This is a genomic window from Psychromarinibacter sp. S121, from assembly GCF_049801035.1.
Classification (GTDB): Bacteria; Pseudomonadota; Alphaproteobacteria; order Rhodobacterales; family Rhodobacteraceae; genus Psychromarinibacter.
In genome coordinates this window covers 307,613-325,384 of sequence record NZ_JBNAGE010000003.1, presented here as the reverse complement: position 1 = coordinate 325,384, position 17,772 = coordinate 307,613, and the positions used below count along the sequence as shown (strand labels likewise).

Annotated in this window: 16 protein-coding genes and 1 tRNA gene; 4 read left to right on the top strand and 13 right to left on the bottom strand. The window is 66.4% G+C overall.

Annotated elements, in window-relative coordinates:
- Window positions 1-94 precede the first annotated feature (94 nt).
- On the bottom strand, window positions 95-763 hold the full coding sequence (locus tag ACP156_RS15295) for a lysophospholipid acyltransferase family protein (protein WP_425052221.1): 669 nt from the start codon (window positions 761-763) through the stop codon (window positions 95-97).
- A 114-nt stretch (window positions 764-877) separates the two neighbouring features.
- On the opposite strand from ACP156_RS15295, the gene ACP156_RS15290 reads away from it, so the two are divergent.
- The 3 genes from ACP156_RS15290 to ACP156_RS15280 are packed head-to-tail and all read left to right on the top strand — an operon-like array spanning window position 878 to window position 3,147.
- Window positions 878-1,150, top strand: coding sequence for an acyl carrier protein (locus ACP156_RS15290; RefSeq protein WP_425052220.1), 273 nt, complete (start codon window positions 878-880; stop codon window positions 1,148-1,150).
- Complete coding sequence (locus ACP156_RS15285; RefSeq protein WP_425052219.1) at window positions 1,147-2,379, top strand: beta-ketoacyl-[acyl-carrier-protein] synthase family protein; 1,233 nt, start codon at window positions 1,147-1,149, stop codon at window positions 2,377-2,379. Before ACP156_RS15290 ends, ACP156_RS15285 begins: the two co-directional genes overlap by 4 nt.
- A 6-nt stretch (window positions 2,380-2,385) precedes the next feature.
- Window positions 2,386-3,147, top strand: coding sequence for a MaoC family dehydratase (locus ACP156_RS15280; protein ID WP_425052218.1), 762 nt, complete (start codon window positions 2,386-2,388; stop codon window positions 3,145-3,147).
- A gap of 3 nt (window positions 3,148-3,150) precedes the next feature.
- Here the strand turns inward: ACP156_RS15280 and ACP156_RS15275 are convergent, their stop codons facing one another.
- The 5 genes from ACP156_RS15275 to ACP156_RS15255 form a co-directional block, all read right to left on the bottom strand.
- Window positions 3,151-4,728, bottom strand: a complete 1,578-nt coding sequence (locus ACP156_RS15275; RefSeq protein WP_425052217.1) for an ABC transporter ATP-binding protein — start codon at window positions 4,726-4,728, stop codon at window positions 3,151-3,153.
- A gap of 10 nt (window positions 4,729-4,738) precedes the next feature.
- Complete coding sequence (locus ACP156_RS15270) at window positions 4,739-5,557, bottom strand: ABC transporter permease (protein ID WP_425052216.1); 819 nt, start codon at window positions 5,555-5,557, stop codon at window positions 4,739-4,741.
- The gene (locus ACP156_RS15265; RefSeq protein WP_425052215.1) at window positions 5,554-6,501 is read right to left on the bottom strand and encodes an ABC transporter permease; all 948 of its coding nucleotides are present in this window, start codon (window positions 6,499-6,501) and stop codon (window positions 5,554-5,556) included. Before ACP156_RS15265 ends, ACP156_RS15270 begins: the two co-directional genes overlap by 4 nt.
- Before the next feature lie 96 nt (window positions 6,502-6,597).
- Complete coding sequence (locus tag ACP156_RS15260) at window positions 6,598-8,070, bottom strand: ABC transporter substrate-binding protein (RefSeq protein WP_425052214.1); 1,473 nt, start codon at window positions 8,068-8,070, stop codon at window positions 6,598-6,600.
- A 116-nt stretch (window positions 8,071-8,186) separates the two neighbouring features.
- Window positions 8,187-8,858, bottom strand: coding sequence for an FAD-binding oxidoreductase (locus ACP156_RS15255; RefSeq protein ID WP_425052213.1), 672 nt, complete (start codon window positions 8,856-8,858; stop codon window positions 8,187-8,189).
- A 145-nt stretch (window positions 8,859-9,003) separates the two neighbouring features.
- Here ACP156_RS15255 and ACP156_RS15250 point away from each other — a divergent pair, with 145 nt between their 5' ends.
- Complete coding sequence (locus ACP156_RS15250) at window positions 9,004-10,023, top strand: hypothetical protein (protein ID WP_425052212.1); 1,020 nt, start codon at window positions 9,004-9,006, stop codon at window positions 10,021-10,023.
- A 54-nt stretch (window positions 10,024-10,077) separates the two neighbouring features.
- Here the strand turns inward: ACP156_RS15250 and ACP156_RS15245 are convergent, their stop codons facing one another.
- The 7 genes from ACP156_RS15245 to ACP156_RS15215 form a co-directional block, all read right to left on the bottom strand.
- A complete protein-coding gene (locus tag ACP156_RS15245) occupies window positions 10,078-12,009 on the bottom strand; it encodes an acyl-CoA synthetase (RefSeq protein ID WP_425052211.1) in 1,932 nt (643 codons plus the stop codon).
- A 137-nt stretch (window positions 12,010-12,146) separates the two neighbouring features.
- A complete protein-coding gene (locus ACP156_RS15240) occupies window positions 12,147-13,937 on the bottom strand; it encodes an ABC transporter transmembrane domain-containing protein (protein WP_425052210.1) in 1,791 nt (596 codons plus the stop codon).
- Between the two features lie 184 nt (window positions 13,938-14,121).
- Window positions 14,122-14,196 (bottom strand) — tRNA-Gly (locus ACP156_RS15235).
- 306 nt (window positions 14,197-14,502) lie between these two features.
- The gene (locus ACP156_RS15230) at window positions 14,503-14,997 is read right to left on the bottom strand and encodes a MarR family winged helix-turn-helix transcriptional regulator (RefSeq protein WP_425052209.1); all 495 of its coding nucleotides are present in this window, start codon (window positions 14,995-14,997) and stop codon (window positions 14,503-14,505) included.
- Between the two features lie 19 nt (window positions 14,998-15,016).
- Complete coding sequence (locus ACP156_RS15225; RefSeq protein ID WP_425052208.1) at window positions 15,017-16,207, bottom strand: NAD(P)/FAD-dependent oxidoreductase; 1,191 nt, start codon at window positions 16,205-16,207, stop codon at window positions 15,017-15,019.
- The gene (locus ACP156_RS15220; RefSeq protein WP_425052207.1) at window positions 16,204-16,527 is read right to left on the bottom strand and encodes a 2Fe-2S iron-sulfur cluster-binding protein; all 324 of its coding nucleotides are present in this window, start codon (window positions 16,525-16,527) and stop codon (window positions 16,204-16,206) included. Before ACP156_RS15220 ends, ACP156_RS15225 begins: the two co-directional genes overlap by 4 nt.
- 8 nt (window positions 16,528-16,535) lie before the next feature.
- Window positions 16,536-17,765 carry a cytochrome P450 gene (locus ACP156_RS15215; RefSeq protein WP_425052206.1) on the bottom strand — a complete coding sequence of 410 codons (1,230 nt, stop codon included), beginning with the start codon at window positions 17,763-17,765 and terminating at the stop codon, window positions 16,536-16,538.
- Between the last annotated feature and the right edge of the window lie 7 nt (window positions 17,766-17,772).

Here is a 17,772-nt window from a genome sequence, read left to right as displayed (position 1 = left end):
AAAGAAGACCCGCCGACCGCGCCCTGCTTCTTCTCTTTGCAAATACCTCGGGGGAGTCCCGCACAGCGGGACGGGGGCAGCGCCCCCTCCCCGCTCAGGGCCGCGTGTCCGGGCCGAGATCTTCGTTCAGCCGCGCCATGAAATCGCGGGTTTTCAGCCCCGGCGGGATCGGCGGACAAATCCGCACATCGACGGTTCCGGGGCGTTTCAGCCAGGACCTGTGCGGCCAGAGATCGCCCGAGTTCAGCGTCACCGGCACGCAGGGAACGCCCAACTGGCGATAGATCACCGCCACGCCCGCCTGCAACTGGTCGCGCCGCGCGGGATCGCGCGTGCCAGAAGGGAAGATCAGCACCCGCCTGCCCGCATCCACCGCTGACCGCGCCTGTGCAAAGGACCGCTTCGCCGCTTCAAGATTGCCGCTGCGGTCGATGCCGATATAGCCAAGCTTGCGCGCGACAGGACCCGCCAGCGGGTAGGTCAGGATCTCCTGCTTCAGCATCACCGCCGGGTTGCCAAGTTGGATGGGCAGAAAAAGCGTTTCCCACATTGCCTCGTGCCGGGCGGCGATCAGGCTGGGACCGGGCCCGAGGTTCTCGGCGCCCGTGACCCGTACTTTCTGGCCGCAGATCACGCGCAGCAGGAACAGCTGGATCGCGACGTAGGCGCGCAGGACCGGCCATGCCCATGACATCGGCGCGGCCAGCAGAACGGTGGTCGGCAGGAAACACAGCGTTACCGCCACGGAAAGCAGAAAATACAACGCGCTCCGTGCTCTGATTATCGCCGGTGCGAGAGTTAAACCGGTCATGGTTATTGCATTCCCCGCCTTGATGCTTGAGAAATGGCGCCGGGCCTTATCGCGCAGGGAGCGCAGATGCGCAACGTCGACGCCAACACCGAAAAACTCGAGCAAGAGCTTCTGGATCTCGTCGCCGAGGAAGGCATGATCGAGCGCGAGACGCTGACGCCCGAGGCCGCGCTGGCCGATCTCGATATCGCGTCCGCCGACTTCATCATGATCCTGATGGCGATCGAGGAAAAATACGGTGTCTACATCTCGGTCGATAACGAGATGACCGAGCTGAAGACCGTTCAGGACCTGCTCGCAGTGGCATCGAGGAAGATCCGGGAAAAATCCGACGCATGACGGACCGCCGCATCGTCATTACCGGGGCCGGGGCGTTTTCGCCCTGCGGGTCCGGGGTCGACGCCCTTTGGACCGCGGCGCGTGACGGCAGGTCCGGCGCGCGCGAGCTTCGTTTCGACACGATCCCAGACCAGAAGGTGACCCGCGCGGCCTATATCTCGGACGCCGAGTACGCGGCCGCCGCGACGGGCGCGAAGCCCCGGTTCCAGGATCGCGTGACCGGCTTCGCACTGGTCGCCGCCGCCGAGGCCGTGGCGCAGGCGGGCCTGTCCGACGAACATTTCGGCGAAGAGTGCGGCGTGATCGTCGGCTCTGGCTTCGGCGGCGCCGAGACGCTGGACATCAACTACCGCAAGTTCTCGGAACAGCATCTGACCGGCGTCACCCAGCGCATGGACGCGATGTCGATCCCGAAGATCATGACCAACGCCGCCGCGTCGTGGATCTCGATGACCTATGGCGCGCGCGGGCCGCTGTATTGCAATTCCACCGCCTGTTCGTCGGCAAGCCAGTCCATCGGGCTGGCCTATCAGTTGATGAAGGGCGGCGCGATGGACCGCTGCATCACCGGCGGGACCGAAGCCTGCGTGGTGCCCGGCGTGTTCCGCGCCTGGGAGATCCTGCGCGTGCTGTCGCCCGACGCCTGCCGCCCGTTCTCGCGCGACCGCAATGGCATGATGCTGGGCGAAGGCGCCGGGGTCCTGGTCCTTGAAACGCTGGAAGCCGCCGAAGCGCGTGGGGCGACGCCGCTGGCCGAGATCGTCGGCTATGGCACCACCTCGGATGCGGGCGACCTTTTGCGCCCCGATCCGGACGGCGCGGCGCGATCCATGAGCCGCGCGATCCGGGATGCGGGCGTCGATCCGTCCGAGATCGGCTATGTCAACGCGCACGGCACCGCGACAGTGGCGAACGACCTGTCCGAGACGCAGGCGATGCGGAACGTGTTCGGCAACGCGTTCGAGGGGCTGGCCGTGTCGTCGACAAAGCCGGTTCACGGCCATGCGCTTGGCGCGGCCGGGGCGCTGGAGACGATCATCACGCTGGAATCGCTGCGGGCCGGGCTGGCGCCGCCTTCCGGCAACTTCAATGAAACCGACCCGGCCATCGGCTTCGAGCCGGTGCATGGCGAGGCGCGGGAGTATGCGCAGGATTTCGCGCTGACCAACTCGTTCGCCTTCGGCGGGATCAACGCCTCGCTGATCCTGGGCAGCGCTGCGCGGCTCTGAACCGGCGTGACCAAGGTCCCCGACATCACGGCGACCCTGCCGCGTGGCCTGACGTCCGGCACGGTGGACGCGATGGCGGCGCTTGTCGGCGAGATCGCCGCACGCCCCTTGGCCGCCCCGCCGTGGCTTGCCCCCGCCCTGCTGTTCGCCGATCCCGACCTTCAGGTGCGGCTTGACCTGCCCCGGCCCGGGCCGGACGAGGTTCTGATCCACGAACACCAAAGCCTCGAGATTGCGGCGCCCCTGCCGCTCGACACGCCGTTGACGGCGGCGGTGACGACGAAGCGGGACGCCGGGATGGCCGACTATCGCTTTACGCTAAGCGACGCCGTCACGCTGGGCACGGTGTTGCGCCTGTTCCCGCTTGCGGCCCTGGCGGATGCAGAGCCTGCCCCGTTCCGGCCGCAGATGCTGAAAGACACCGCCGTTTCGGGAGCCTTCGCAATCACGCAGGCGCAGACGGACCGCTACCTTGCGCTGTCGGGCGACGGCAACCCGATCCACAGCGATCCAGAGGCCGCCCGCGCGCTTGGGCTGTCCGCGCCGGTCGTGCCGGGCGTGCTGTTGTTGTCGCTGGTGCAGCCAGCGGTCGAGGCCGCTTTTCCCGGCGCCCGGCTCGCCATGCTGAAATGCCGGTTCATGGCGCCGCTGGAGATGGGCGATCCATTCCGCATTGCGCTACAAAAGCGCAACGAGGGCCGCGTTCGCGCCTTCCTTCTTGGCGCTGCCGACCGTGCGTTGGCGCTGGCCGACGTGCGGCTGGGCTGACGCTCAGACGCCCCACGCTTCCGGCAGGGTCGGCACAGCCGCGACCAGCTTGCGGGTATAGTCCTGAGCCGGCGCATGCAGGACGTGTTCGGTCTCGCCCGCCTCGACGATCTGCCCCGCCTTCATCACCAGCACCCGGTCGGTGATCGCGCGGACCACGGACAGGTCATGGCTGATGAACAGGTAGCTGAGGCCGAAGCGCCGTTGCAGGTCCGCCAACAGGTCGAGGATCTGCGCCCGGATCGAGACGTCAAGCGCCGACACGGCCTCGTCGAGGATCACAAGGCTGGGGCGGATGACGATGGCGCGGGCGATTGCGATGCGCTGGCGCTGCCCGCCGGAAAACTCGTGGATATAGCGATTGCCGTCCTCGGGCTTCAGGCCCACCGCGTCCAGGGCTTCCGCCACGCGGGTGCGGCGTTCTTCCGAGGACACGGGTTCAAGGTGGAACGGCTCGGCCACCAGCCGAGACACCTTCTGGCGCGGGTCGAACGATCCGTAGGGGTCCTGAAACACCACCTGCATCCGGCGGCGCAGGTCCGACGGCACCCTGCCCGCCACGACCGGCCGGCCATCCAGATGCACAGCACCGCCCTGCAGCGGTTCCAGCCCGAGGATCGCACGGGTCAGGGTGGACTTGCCGCAACCCGACTCGCCCACCAGCCCGACGCTTTCGCCCGCGGCGACGGTCAGCGAGACGCCATCGACGGCGTGCACCGGCTCGGATCGACCGAACAGACCACCTCGGCGACCGGGATAGATGCGAACGGCGTCGCGGACGTCCAGCACCGGCGCGCCGCCGGACGCGGCATCACGGTCGGGAACGTGGCGGCTGTCGGCAAACAGCTTGGCGGTATAGGGATGCGCCCGCGCGCGGAACAGGGCTTCGGTCGGCCCCTGTTCCATCACCGCGCCGCCGCGCATGACCGCGACCCGGTCGGCCGTACCGGCGACAACCGCAAGGTCGTGCGTGATCAGCATCAGCGCCATGCCTTCGTCTTCGACAAGGTCCTTCAGCAGGTCGAGGATCTGCGCCTGCGTGGTGACGTCAAGCGCCGTGGTCGGTTCGTCCGCGATCAGCAACTTGGGCCGCAGCGCCACCGCCGCCGCGATGCAGACGCGCTGGCGCTGCCCGCCGGACAACTCGTGCGGATAGCGCGACAGCGGCACGCGGGCGGGGTCGAGACCGACGCGCGCCAACCGTTCCTCTGCCGCCGCGCGCGCGCCTGCCCGGTCGGCGGCGCCGTGTACCAGCAGCGTTTCGGCCACCTGATCGCCGATTGTTTTCAGCGGGTTCAAAGCCGTCATCGGCTCTTGGAAGATCATGCCAACGTCGCGCCCGCGCATCGCGTTCAGGCCGCGTTCCGGCTCGGTCAGCAGGTCGCGGCCCTCGAACTCCACCCGGCCCGACAGACGGGCCGCACGCGGCTCCAGCCGCATCACCGAAAGGGCGGTCATCGACTTGCCCGAGCCGCTTTCGCCGACCACGCCGAAGACCTCGCCGGGCGCGATCTGGAACGTCACATCGTTCAGGATCCGGGTGTCGCCGATCTGCATCGACAGGCCCTCGACCTTCAGCATCCCGCGCCCCTCATGCCGTGCGCCGCATGCGCGGGTCGAGCATGTCGCGCAGACCGTCGCCCATCAGGTTCAGGCCAAGCACCATCAGCACGATGGCAAGGCCGGGGATCAGCGCCATGTGCGGTGCAAGGCCGATCATCGTCTGGCTGTCGGCCAGCATCCGCCCCCACGACGGCACCGGAGGCTGCGCGCCCAGTCCGAAATAGCTAAGCGCCGCTTCCGACACGATGCCCACCGAGAACTGGATCGTTGCCTGTACGATCAGCAGGTTTCCGATGTTCGGGAAGATGTGCTCGGCGCTGATCCGCGCCGCGCCCTTCCCCGCGACGCGGGCGGCCATGATGAAATCGAGCGTCCAAAGGCTGATCGCGCCCGCCCGGGCGACGCGGGCGAAGACGGGGATGTTGAACACCCCGATGGCCAGCATCGCGTTCAGGGCCGAGGGGCCGAACACCGCCGCGATCAGGATCGCCATGACCAGCGGCGGGAAGGCGAAGACAAGGTCGTTGCCGCGCATGATGATCTCGTCCACCCAGCCGCCCCGCCGGGCGGCGGCGAACAGGCCCAGCGGCACGCCCACCGCAAGACCGATCCCGGCGGCGACAAGCGCCACGCCGATAGAGGTGCGCGCGCCCACCATCAGCATCGACAGGATGTCCCGCCCAAGGTGATCGGTCCCTAAAAGATAGCCGTCGCCCGGCACCTTCATCCGCTCGGCCACCGCCAGCACGGTCACGTCGTGCGGGGTCCAGATGAAGGACACCATCGCCATCAGAAGGAACAGCGCGCTGAGCGCCGCGCCGATCAGGAAGCCTGCGGGAACCCTCATGCGCGCCGCCTCAGGCGCGGATCGACCACCGCGTAGGCGAGATCGACAAGGAAGTTCACCACGACCACCGCGAAGACCAGCAGCATCACCACCGCCTCGACCACGATCAGGTCGCGCTGGGTCACGGCCTGAAAGATCAGGCGGCCGAGGCCCGGCAGGAAGAACACGTTCTCGACCACGATGGCCCCCGCGATCAGCACCGAAACCTGCATCCCGAGGATGGTCATTACCGGGATCAGCGCGTTGCGGAAGGCGTGGCGCAGGATGGCGCGGCTGCGGCTAAGGCCCTTGGCGCGGGCGGTACGGATGTAGTCTCGGTGCAGCGTCTCCAGAAGCGACGAGCGCATGACGCGGGCAAGGATCGACGCTTGCAGCAGCGCCAAGGCAAGCGCGGGAAGGGTAAGCGCCTTGAGCCCCGCGAACAGGCCCGCGTCCCATCCCGGAAAGCCACCCGAGGCGAACCAGCCCAGCCGGATCGCGAAGATCAGGACAAGGATCATCGCGAACCAGAAGTTCGGCACGGCGATGCCCAGCTGCGTCACGCCCATGATGGCAAGGTCGGCGGGCCTTCCGTGCCGCGATGCGGCCCAGACGCCCAGCGGGATCGCCAGCGCGGTGGACAGGAAGATCGCGTAAAGCGTCAGCGGCAGCGACACGCCCAGCCGCGCCGAGATCAAGTCCGCCACCGGAACGCGGTATGTGTAGGAGGTGCCGAAGTCGCCCTGCAGCATCCGCCCGACCCACGCCGCGTAACGCTGTGCCAGCGGCAGGTCGAGCCCAAGCTCGGTGCGCAGCGCGGCCACGGCCTCGGGCTCGGCGTTCAGGCCCAGCATCACCGCCGCCGGATCGCCGGGAATGATCTCGAGCATCGCGAAGATCACCAGACTGGCGACGGCCAGACTGAGGACCAGCGAGATCAGGCGCGAAAGGAGATAGCGAAGCATGTGGAGGACGTTAGGCGGGATGCGGGTGCGGCGAAAGGGGCTTGCACGGCGGCCGCCTAAGGTGGCCGGCCGGGGCGATCCCGGCCGGCCATCGCGTTACTGCGACCAGCTTACGCCGGTAAGGTCATTGGCCTGCGTCGGAGAGTTCTCCCACAGTCCTTCGATGTTCGCGTTGGCAACACCGGTGCGGGCCAGCTGGAACAGGTAGCCGTTCACGTAGTCCTCGGCGATCATCGTCTGCGCGTTCTTCAGGATCTCGGACCGCTCCGCCGCATCGGTGGCAAGGTTCAGCGCGTCCATCAGTTCGATGAACTCAGGCTTCCCGTATTGGAAGTAATAGTCGGGCCGCGCGTAGATGTTGATGTCCATCGGCTCTGTGTGGCTGACGATGGTCAGGTCAAAGTCCTTGCCCTTGAACACCTGCTCCAGCCATTGCGCCCATTCGAGATTCTCGATCTGCGTCTCGATCCCCACGGCGCGCAGTTGCGCCGCGATGATCTCGCCGCCACGGCGGGCGTAGGACGGAGGCGGCAGTTTGAGCGAGAGGGTCAGACCTTCTTGCCCGGCCTCGGCCAGAAGCGCCTTCGACTTCTCGGGGTCATAGTCCGACAGGCCGGTCAGGTCGACATAATCGGGATTGTGCGGCGCGAAGTGCGTGCCGATGGGCGTCCCGTAGCCAAACATCGCACCGTCGATGATTTCCTGACGGTTGATGGCATGGGCGATCGCCGCGCGGACCTTCGGGTCGGACAGCGCTTCGGACTTGTTGTTCATCCCGAGGATCGTTTCGCCCTCGGTCGAGCCGATCAGCAGCTTGAAGCGCGGGTCGGCCTCGAACTGCACCAGCGTCTCGGGAGCCGGGTAGCCGGGGAAGGCGTCGATGTCGCCTGCCATCATCGCGGCGAAGGCCGCCGTCGGATCCGAGATGAACTTGAAGGTCGCGGCGGTCAGGGCCGGTTTCTCGCCCCAGTATCCGTCATAGGCGATCAGTTCGACCCGGTCGCCCTGCACCCAGTTCGAGAACATGAACGGGCCGGTGCCGACCGGCGCGGTGGCGGCGCTGTCGATGCTTTCGGGCGCAACGATCACCGCGTCACCCCACGCCATGTTGGTCGGGAAGGCAGAGTTCGGGCCGGAAAGCGTGACCTTGACCGTCAGCGGATCTACGACCTCGACGTTCTCGATCCCGGCGAACAGCGCCTTCTGGGCATTGGTCGAGTCCTCGGCGCGCGCCCGGTCGAGCGAGAACTTCACGTCCTCTGCGTCCATCGTGCTGCCGTCGTGAAAGGTCACACCGTCGCGCAGGTGGAACGTGTACTCGGTGCCGTCCTCGGAGATGTCCCAGCTTTCGGCCAGCGCGGGCGCGATGGAACCGTCAGAGGTGTAGCGGGTCAGCCCCTCGAACAGGTTGGCATAAACCACCTCGTCGATCGCGGCGGCGGCGCCGCCGGTCGGGTCGAGGTTGGGCGGTTCAAGCTGCATGCCGATGGTGATGTCGGTCTGCTGCGCCGCCGCCGCACCGGCGGTAAGCGCCAGCGCGGCCACGGTAAACTTCAGTCGTGCGAACATGTCGGGGACCCCCTGTTGATCCGGTCGGCCCACGCTAGCAGCGTGGACACCGGGCGCAAAGCCCCAACGGGTCCCGTCGGGTCAACTGGCGCAGGGATCGCCCCGTTTGTGCCGCCTCAGGCGGCCTCGACCACGATACGGTCTTCAGGCACGCCCTTGTCCTTCAGTATCTGTTCGATCTCTTCGACCATCTTGTCGGGGCCGCAGACGTAGAACACGCCCGACCAGTCCGCGACGTGGCTGTCCAGGAAGCCCGCGTCGATCTTGTGGTGCGGCAGACCCTCGGCGTCTTCACCGGTGACGGTGTAGGTCGTCTTGAGGCCCGGCATCGCGTCCCATTCTTCGCGCAGGATGATGTCGCGCTTCTCGTCGTTCGAGAAGATAAGCTGACAGCCGTCCAGCGAGCCTTCGCGGGCATGGCGGGCACGCAGGATGGCGATGAAGGGTGTGATGCCGGCGCCGCCTGCGATGAAAGTACCCGGCCCCTTGTCCTCGATCGCGCCCCACGCGTCCTCGATCAGCACGGTGTCGCCCGGCTTCAGCGCGGCGATCTGCTCGGTCACGCCGTCATGCGAGGGGTAGGACTTGATCACGAATTCCAGCCGGTTCGCGTCCGGCAGGTTCGTGAAGGTGAAGGGCCGCTGTTCGTCGCGCCAGCCCTCTTTGTCCAGCGCGAAGTCGGTCGCCTGTCCGGGTTTGAACTCGTAGCCCTCGGGGCGGTTGAAGACGAGGTGGTTCACGTCGTGGGTCACTGGCTCGATGGCTTTCAGCGTCAGGGTATGGGTCATGGCAGCCTCCTTTCGGGCATCCGTCATTGCGGTCTGCCCCCCCAACGACCGAACCCGCCGATCCGTTCCGGAATGCCGGCCTTGCCTGACACGGCGGACCCCGGCTATCCCGGAATTGAAGCCATTTAAGTCAGGAATTTGAGACATGCGCATTCTCGCCTCTGCCCTCGCGTTTGCGGCTCTCGCCGCGCCCGCCGCAGCGAAAGACTTGCCCGAGGGCACCTTCGCTGTGGTCGGCGACGTGTTCCCCGCCGTTAACGAGGGCCTGATGGTGCCGGTCTTCGCCCACGTCACCACAACCGCCGACACGCTGGAATGGCGGTTCTTCACCGGCTTCCCGGCAACCGACGACATGTGCAAGAACTTCGGCAAGTGCCAGACGGTCGTGCAGGGGCTAACGCAGCAGGTCAGCTGGGACGGGCGCCTGTCACTGAACGCGTCGACCCATGCAAGTGGCGAAGGCATGACCATCGACCGTCCGGACATCGACCCGATCACGATCTACGGCGCGCTGGACGAATTCATCGACGGCGCGATGCTGGACATGGACGCAGGTGGCGGGACGCTTGCGCAGGGAGGCCGGCGCGGCAATCCGCGAGAGGTCACACTGATCCCCGCAACGCTGGAAGAATTGCGCGACGCCGTTGCGCTGGTGAAGACCTTCGAGCAGTCCTTGGCCAAACTCGAAGGCTGCGCGGTGCGGCAGGTGCTGGACTTCGGCACCCTGTCCGACCCGACGCCCGCCCAACGCGAGGTGCTGCTGGCGTCAAGATACGCCGGATGGCTGGACCAACTGGAGGCGGAGCGGGGATACTACTTCCTCGACGAACCCCCGGAGTCAGAGAACGAACGTATCGACCGTCTGACTATGCAACGCAACGCGGTGAACATCGCACGCGCCATGCCGCTGCAAGAGGTGGCCGAGGGGATGCTGTCCGACGCCCCCCTGCCCGACGACACGATCATCGGATTGTCCGCCGCCGCTCTGGAACTGTTGGAAACCCGAATGGCCGAGGACTACGACGCGATGCGGACCGAGATCCTTGAGTCCAGACGCGACGAACTGCTTGCGCTGATCCGGCTGTCGGCCCGGTATGCCGTCAGGATGAGCGAAGGCTGGGACCCGATCACGGCGCTTTGCAACGACATAACGCTGGGTGGGTGACACGGCAGCCGCCCCGGCAGACGGAAGGACCGCCCCGCCTGCCGGCACAGACTATCACTCGGCTGCGCGAGCGCCTTCGCCGCCGCGTTCAGCGCTCTCGGCCCAGTCCCACGGACGCGAGAATTCGCCAAGACAGTGGCCCATCGCCTCGGCGTCCACCTCGCCGGTGCGCTCCAGCTTGGCGACCAGCCCGCGCTTCTTGTCCTCGACGACCGACACAACGCGGGCGGCAAGCCCACGTTCCTTTAGTGCCGCATCGTAGACGCGGGCGATGGCGCGCTTTCTCAGATCGGGCTTGAACACCTTGCCGACGGCTGTCTTGGGCAGTTCGGGCAAGATCTCCAGATACTTGGGCCGCGCCGCACGTTCGTGGATCTTGTGCTGCGCATGTTCCAGAAGCGCGGCTTCGGTGACATCCGCACCGTCGACCAGTTCGACATAGACGCAGGGCAGTTCGCCCGAGAACGCGTCCGGCTGGCCGATTGCGCCGGCGACGGCCACCGCCTCGTGGCTGGTCAGCGCTTCTTCGATCTCGGCCGGGTCGATGTTGTGACCGCCCCGGATGATCAGGTCCTTCGCCCGGCCGGTGATCCACAGATAGCCATCCGCGTCGATCCGGCCAAGGTCGCCGGTGCGCAGCCATTTCTCTTCGGCGAACAGGCCCCGGTTCTTGTCGGCCTCAAGATAGGTCTGCCCCTCGAACACGCCCGGGTTCGACACACAGATCTCGCCCACCTCGTCGACGCCCATCTCTTGCTGGATTGCCCCGGAGTCGTCGCACCGCAAAATGCGCACATCGGTATAGGGGAACGGCAATCCGACCGAGCCCACCTTCTTCTCGCCCTCGGGCGGGTTCACGGCGACAAGGCAGGTCGCCTCGGTCAGACCGTAGCCTTCGACGATGGTCACGTCGGTCGCGGCGCGGAAGCGGTTGTACAACTCGACCGGCAGCGGAGCCGAGCCGGAAAACGCGATCTTCAGCGCGGAGAGGTCGGCGTTCACGGGCCGCTGCATCAGCGCGGCGATGGCGGTGGGCACCGTGATGACGAAGGTCACCTTCCACCGCTCCAGCAGCTTCCAGAAGTTGTCGAACACGCCGTCGCCGCGATACCCGGCGGGCGTCGGCAACACGACATGCGCGCCCGAACTCATGACCGCTCCGCCGACCACGACCGCAGCGAAGACGTGGAAGAAAGGCAGCGGACAGATCAGCGTGTCTTCCTCTGTGAAAAGCAGCCGCTCTGCCAGCCAGCCGTTGTAGACGAAGCCCGAATACTTGTGCTGCGCGACCTTCGGCATCCCGGTGGTGCCGCCGGTGTGGAAATAGGCCGAAATGCGGTCCCCGGTACTGTCGGCGAAATCGAGCGTGTCCGATTGCCGTGCGACTTCGTCCGCATAGCGCAGGACCCGCGCGCGATGACGGGCATGCGCCTTGGGGCGGATCAGCGGCACGATCCAGCTTTTGGGAAAGTCGAGATAGCGCAGCAGGTCGACCTCGATGACCGTCTCGATGCCGGGCGCAAGCCGCACCGCCTCTGCCGCCTTCTGGGCGATATCCGTCTTCGGGAACGCCCGAAGCGTCACCAGAACCTTCGCGCCGGTCTCACGCAGGATGCCGGCAATCTGTTCCGGTTCCAGCAACGGATTGATCGGGTTGGCGATGCCGGCGACCTGTGCGCCGTACAGCGCCACGAAGCACTCGGTGCAGTTCGGCATCAGGATCGCGACGGTGTCCGTTTCGCCGACGCCGAGTTCGCGGAACAGGTTCGCGGCCTGCGTCACCTGCGACCGCATCTGGCGCCACGTCAGCGTCTCGGCCCGCGCGCCGGGGTCCGAGAACATCTGGAACGTCATGGCATTGCGGTCGGGAAACCGTTCAGCCGTGCGTGTCAGAAGCCCGTACAGCGTCGGCGGCACGTCTCGCTCGGTCCACGGCATTTCATTGGTGATCGCGTCACGATCGACGCAGCTCGCATAGTCCGCCATTGCCAATTCCTCCCCTTGGCCGCCGGCCGTTCCCGGCGACGTGACTGCTTGGAAAAATGGTGACAATTCGTCGCGTGCGCAAGGTAAACGCCACGGTGACAGCCGTGCGACGCAGGGTCAGGCGTGGGTTCGCGGTGCTATTCCGCCGCGAGACCCTCGGTGAACTGAAGCCGCGCAAGCCGCGCATACAGCCCGTCCTGCGACACCAGTTCGGCGTGCGTGCCGGTGGCCACGATGCGCCCCTCGTCGAACACGACGATGCGGTCCGCCTTCTTCACCGTCGCAAGCCGGTGCGCGACGATCAGCGTGGTGCGGTCGTGCGACAGCCGGTCGACCGCCGCCTGCACCAGACGTTCGCTTTCCGCATCAAGCGCACTGGTGGCCTCGTCCAGCAGCAGGATCGGTGCGTCGCGCAGGATCGCGCGCGCGATGGCGATGCGCTGCTTCTGACCGCCCGACAGCATCACGCCGCGCTCGCCGACGTAGCTTCCGTATCCATCCGGCAGCTTCGACAGGAAATCGTCGGCAGCGGCGGCCTTCGCGGCCTCGACGACTTCTTCGTCGGTCGCGCCCGGGCGACCGAAGCGGATGTTCTCGCGGGCGGTATCGGCGAAGATCACCGGGTCCTGCGGCACAAGCGCGATGGCGCGGCGGAAGTCGGCGCGGGCCATCCCGGTCAGCGGCTGGCCGTCGATCCGCACAGCGCCGCTTTGCGGATCGTAGTGGCGCAGCAATAGCTGGATGATGGTCGACTTGCCCGCTCCGGACGGGCCCACAAGAGCTACCGTCTCGCCCGGTTGGATCTCAAGCGAGACGTTGTCCAACGCCGACACATCCGGCCGGGTCGGATAGTGGAAGGTCACGTTGTCGAAGGTGATCGCTCCACGGCACTGGTCGGGCAGCGGCATCGCGTGCTCGGGGTCCTTCACGGTGTCTTCGGCGCCCAGCAACTCTACCAGCCGCTCGGTCGCACCGGCGGCCCGCTGCAACTCGCCCCAGATCTCGGACAGGGCGCCGGTCGCCCCCGCGACCATCACCGCGTAGATCACGAACTGCACCAGTTCGCCCACCGACATCGCGTCGGCCCGCACATCCCGCGCACCGACCCACAAGACACCCACGACACCGGAGAAAATCAGCGCGATCACGATGACGGTCATCGCCGCGCGCGTCGCAATGCGTTTGCGGGCGGCGGTAAAGCTGCGCTCTGTCACGTCAGAAAAGCTGCGGCGCGTGGCGGGTTCGTTGGTGAAGGCCTGCACCGCCTGCACCGACAGAAGCGCCTCGGACGCGCTGCCCGAAGACGCCGCGATCCAGTCCTGGTTCTCGCGGCTAAGCGAGCGCAGACGACGGCCCAGAAGCACGATCGGCACGATGACCACCGGAACGATCAGCAGCACCAGCCCCGTCAGCTTGGCCGAAGTCAGCAGAAGCAGGACGATACCGCCCATCAGGATCAGCAGGTTGCGCAGCGCAATCGACACCGAAGAGCCAATGACCGACAGGATCAGCGTGGTGTCCGTCGTGATCCGGCTCAGGACCTCTCCGGTCATGATCTTCTCGTAGAAGGCGGGCGACATCCCGACCATCCGGTCGAACACGGCCTTGCGGATGTCGGCCACCACACGCTCGCCCAGCCGGGTCACAAGGTAGTACCGAACACCCGTGCCCACTGCGAGCAGCAGCGCAATGATCAGGGCGGCAACGAAATAGCTGTCAAGCAGGCGTTCCGCCGAGGTCTCGAACCCGTCAACGACCCGGCGCACCGCCAGCGGCAACGCCAGCGAGACCATCGCGGTCAGCACCAGCGCACAGATCGCGGCGACCATCATCCCGCGATAGGGTTTCAGAAACGGCGCCAGCCCACGCAGCGCGCCGATGCGCTTGGACTTTTCCCGGTCGTCTTTCGACGGCTGATTGCGTGCCATATGCCCCCCTCGTCCCTAGGCCGCATAGCCAACCCGGCGCTGATCGGCAAGCGCGTCACACCGCCTCGGGCGCAACGGAAGCCAGCCTGTGCCCCGTCGCAGGCTACAGCCGTCCCTGTGCCATAGACAAGGAACACGTCCAGCACGCGGCGGTCTTCGGCGGTATGTCATGCGGGAGCAAGCTTGGAGCGGGCGGCGGGAATCGAACCCGCTTCATCAGCTTGGAAGGCTGAGGTAATAGCCAGTATACGACGCCCGCTCAGCAGGATCGGTGTCTAGATCATGCGTTTGGCATCGTCAAGCGGAGCCCGGCGTTGGCTTGTGCGAGATGCGTGGCGAAGGGGTAGACCGCCAGATCGCGCAATACCCATGGTTTGCGAGGCTGGCGTGCGGCGGAAGTCTTGGCGAAGGCGACGGCATTGGCGACCGGGTTTTCGGTGCGGGACTTTTCACTTTTCCACCAACAGCTTACCGATCCATCATCTTCCCATTCGGCAGGAACCCTCGCACTGGGGACGGGTCCGATGTACCGGCATCCGGAAACGCCCGACGCGGCCCGCTGGCGCTATGCTTGCCGGTCGAGGTTCCGCAGCATGTGGCGCAATGTTTTCAGGAAGATCTCCAGTTCTTCGGGCGGCACATCCTCGAGCATCTGCGCCTCGGCCGCCAAGGCGATGGTCATGATTTCGGCGTGGATGCGCTGGCCCTCGTCGGTCAGCCACCAGCTGCGTTTGCGGGGGTCGTTCATCGCTGCTTCGTAGGCGACAAGTCCCCGGCTGTGCAGCAGCTTCAGAGACCGGCTGACGGCGGCCTTGTCCTGCCGGATCACCTCGCACACGCGGCTGGCGGTGATGTCCGGTTCGATGTTCAGCATCGCGATCACGCGCCAGTCGACGATGCCAAGGTCGAACTGGCTGCGGTATATGGCCGAGGTCTTGCGATGCCACGCGCCGCTGACCGCGTTGAACAGGAACGGCGCGTAGTGATCGATATCGAGAATCTCGATCCCGTCGCGGTCGCGCGTCGGGCTCGAGATGCGGTCCTGTCTCGTGTCGGTCACCATGCGTTGTCCATCTGACTCAGAAACTCGTCAGGTCATAAGTCTCCCGTGCCAGCATGTCACGGGTCGGCACGTCGGGTTGCGCCAGCAAGCGGCGGGCTTTCATATGGATTTTGGCGTTGTTGATGCATTCGACGGCAGTCAGGCGATCTCCGGCGAAGCGTAGGACCGTATCCTCGCCCACCGGAACGCTGTCATCGCTTGCCGTGGCGAGCCCGGCGATCTGAAGCTTCCAGTCCGCCTGATCGGACCAGAACCAAGGGACCGCCGCATAGGGATCGGCCGCGTCGTGGACGATGGATTTCGCGATGGCGCGGGCGTGGTCCGTTGCGGCCTGCACGCTTTCCAACCGGACCGGGCGGCCGGTGGCCGGATCGAGAAAGACAGCGCAGTCGCCCAGCGCGTAAATGTGCGGATTTTCCGTGCGCAGCCGGGTGTCGACCACGATGCCGTTGTCCACCATCAGGCCGGCGGCCTCGGCCAGTTCCGTATTGGGGCGGACACCGGCAGCCAGCAGGATCAGATTGGCGGCGACTTCGGTGCCGTCGGACAGGACCAGCCCGTCGCCGGATACGTCGCTGACGCCGTTGCCAAGATGAAGGACCGTGCCGAGGCTGTCGTGAAGGCACCGGAACCGTTCCGACATCTCGGGAGAGATCACGCGGCTCATAAGGCGGGGCGCGGCTTCGGCGACGTGAACGGTGTGGCCAAGCGCGCGGGCAACCGCCGCGAATTCCAGCCCGATGAAGCCGCCGCCGATCACCGCGACGCGTTGCGGCGTGTCGAGCGCGTCCCGCAGGGCGCGGGCATCCGCCAAGGTCCGCAGACCCAGCGCACGCTCCACGCCGGGGATCGGCGGGCGTAGGTTGCGTGTGCCGGTGGCAAGGATCAGGTGGTCGTAATCCAGCACCTCGCCCCCGGCCACGACCTGCCGGTTTTCCCGGTCGATCCGGTCGACGCGCAGGCCGGGTCGCAGGGTGATGTCCTTCTTTTCAAAGAAGCTTTCCGGCCGCAGGGTCAACTGCTCGGCCACCCCAGTCTTCAGATAGGCCTTGGACAGCGGCGGCCGCTGATAGGGCAACCCCGGCTCGTCACCGATCAGCGTGATCGGCCCCGTATGCCCCTCTTGCCGCAAGCTGATGGCAGCCTGCAAGCCGCCCTGCCCCGCGCCGACGATGACGACGCGGCCCGGATCGGGGGTGTCGGTCACACCTGCTCCTCCGGCAGGTGCACGACCAGCCCATCAAGGTCTGCCGTCAGCTTGATCTGACAGGACAGGCGCGAGGTCTCCTTCACCTCCGAGGCCGCGCTTTCCAGCATGTCGTCTTCGCCCTCCTTGCGCGGGCCGGTGCTGTCGGTCCAGGCGTCATCGACGTAGCAATGGCAGGTGGCGCACATCATCGAGCCGCCGCATTCCGCGACGATGCCATCGATGCCGTTGGCGATGGCCGCGCTCATCACGCTGTCGCCCTCGGCCGCCTCGACCGTGGTCTCGGTGCCGTCATGCTCGATATAGGTTACCTTCACCATCTTGGGCCTCACTTCGGGATCAGTTTCAGGGGCAGCTTGTCCAGCGCATGAATTGCGTTGTTCGGGCGCCAGACGGCCTCGCCTGCCGGTTCGATCCGCGCGACCTTCTCGGCCATGACCGACAGCAGCGCCTCCATCTCACCCCGCGCGATGTTCTGGCCAACGCAGCCGTGGATACCGGCGCCGAAGGCCATGTGGCCCAGCGGGCGGCGGTCGATGCGGAAGGCTTCCGGGTCGCCCCACTTGTCGGGGTCGCTGTTGGCCGCGCCGAGGACACAGATGACCTTGGTGCCTTCCTCGACCGGGTAACCGGCGATTTCGGTGTCCCGCCCGGCGGTGCGCCCGAAGGTGTGGACCGGAGAAGTGAAGCGCAGCACTTCCTCGATCGCCGGACGCGCCAGTTTCGGATCGGCGCAAAGGCGGTCCCACTCGCCGGGGTTGGTGGCAAAGCACCAGAGCGCGTTGCCGATCCCGGTCACGGTGGTATCCACCCCCGCCGACAGGAAGGACCGGACCAGCATGGCGGCCTCGGCCTCGGTGATCGCGGCGTCTTCCGCGGCGGCCTCGGCATAGATCATCGCGCCCAGCCCGTCATCGGTCAGCCGGTCGCGGGCGCAGGCGGCCATGATCCACGGCGCGATCTGCTTGTTGCGCTCCAGCGCCCAGCGGCGCAGGCGGTTGTCGGGGCCCATCGCGTTGAACACGCAGGCGCCGTAGTCGACGAGGTTGCGCTGATCGACATCGCGCATACCTACCGCGCGCGGGAAGACCGAGACCGGGAAGCGTTCGGCAAGGTCGGTCACCGCATCGAAACTGCCCTTGGTCAGCAGGTCGTCCACGATTTCCTCGGCAGTGGTGCGGAACATGTCGGCCAGCCCGCGCACCACTTTCGGAGATAGCGCCTTGGCCATGATCCGCCGCGTCCGGGTGTGGTCGGGCGGATCGACCTCGAGGATGATCGAGGGCGGCCGCCAGGGTTCTTCCAGCTTGAAATCGTTCAGTCCGACACCCCGCGAGGACACGAAATTCTCGTGGTCGCTGAATACCTTCTGCGTGGTCTCGTACTGGCCCAACGCAAGGATCGAATAGGCCGGGATAAAGACCACCGGACCCTTCGCGCGGAGGTCGGCATAAAACGTCTCTGGCGCGCGCAGCATGTCCTCGTCATACGGGTCGACGTCCCAGACCGGAATGCCATCGGCGGGCGTGATCGGCTTGTGGCCCTCGATCAGTGTCATGTTATCT

Bases quoted from the DNA above. Each gene is read 5' to 3' on its own strand.
- ACP156_RS15245 (WP_425052211.1), bottom strand. From the start codon at position 12,009: ATGGCGGACTATGCGAGCTGCGTCGATCGTGACGCGATCACCAATGAA.
- ACP156_RS15285 (WP_425052219.1), top strand. From the start codon at position 1,147: ATGACGGACCGCCGCATCGTCATTACCGGGGCCGGGGCGTTTTCGCCC.
- ACP156_RS15275 (WP_425052217.1), bottom strand. From the start codon at position 4,728: ATGCTGAAGGTCGAGGGCCTGTCGATGCAGATCGGCGACACCCGGATC.
- ACP156_RS15260 (WP_425052214.1), bottom strand. From the start codon at position 8,070: ATGTTCGCACGACTGAAGTTTACCGTGGCCGCGCTGGCGCTTACCGCC.
- ACP156_RS15250 (WP_425052212.1), top strand. From the start codon at position 9,004: ATGCGCATTCTCGCCTCTGCCCTCGCGTTTGCGGCTCTCGCCGCGCCC.
- ACP156_RS15240 (WP_425052210.1), bottom strand. From the start codon at position 13,937: ATGGCACGCAATCAGCCGTCGAAAGACGACCGGGAAAAGTCCAAGCGC.
- ACP156_RS15290 (WP_425052220.1), top strand. From the start codon at position 878: ATGCGCAACGTCGACGCCAACACCGAAAAACTCGAGCAAGAGCTTCTG.
- ACP156_RS15220 (WP_425052207.1), bottom strand. From the start codon at position 16,527: ATGGTGAAGGTAACCTATATCGAGCATGACGGCACCGAGACCACGGTC.
- ACP156_RS15215 (WP_425052206.1), bottom strand. From the start codon at position 17,765: ATGACACTGATCGAGGGCCACAAGCCGATCACGCCCGCCGATGGCATT.
- ACP156_RS15270 (WP_425052216.1), bottom strand. From the start codon at position 5,557: ATGAGGGTTCCCGCAGGCTTCCTGATCGGCGCGGCGCTCAGCGCGCTG.
- ACP156_RS15265 (WP_425052215.1), bottom strand. From the start codon at position 6,501: ATGCTTCGCTATCTCCTTTCGCGCCTGATCTCGCTGGTCCTCAGTCTG.
- ACP156_RS15255 (WP_425052213.1), bottom strand. From the start codon at position 8,858: ATGACCCATACCCTGACGCTGAAAGCCATCGAGCCAGTGACCCACGAC.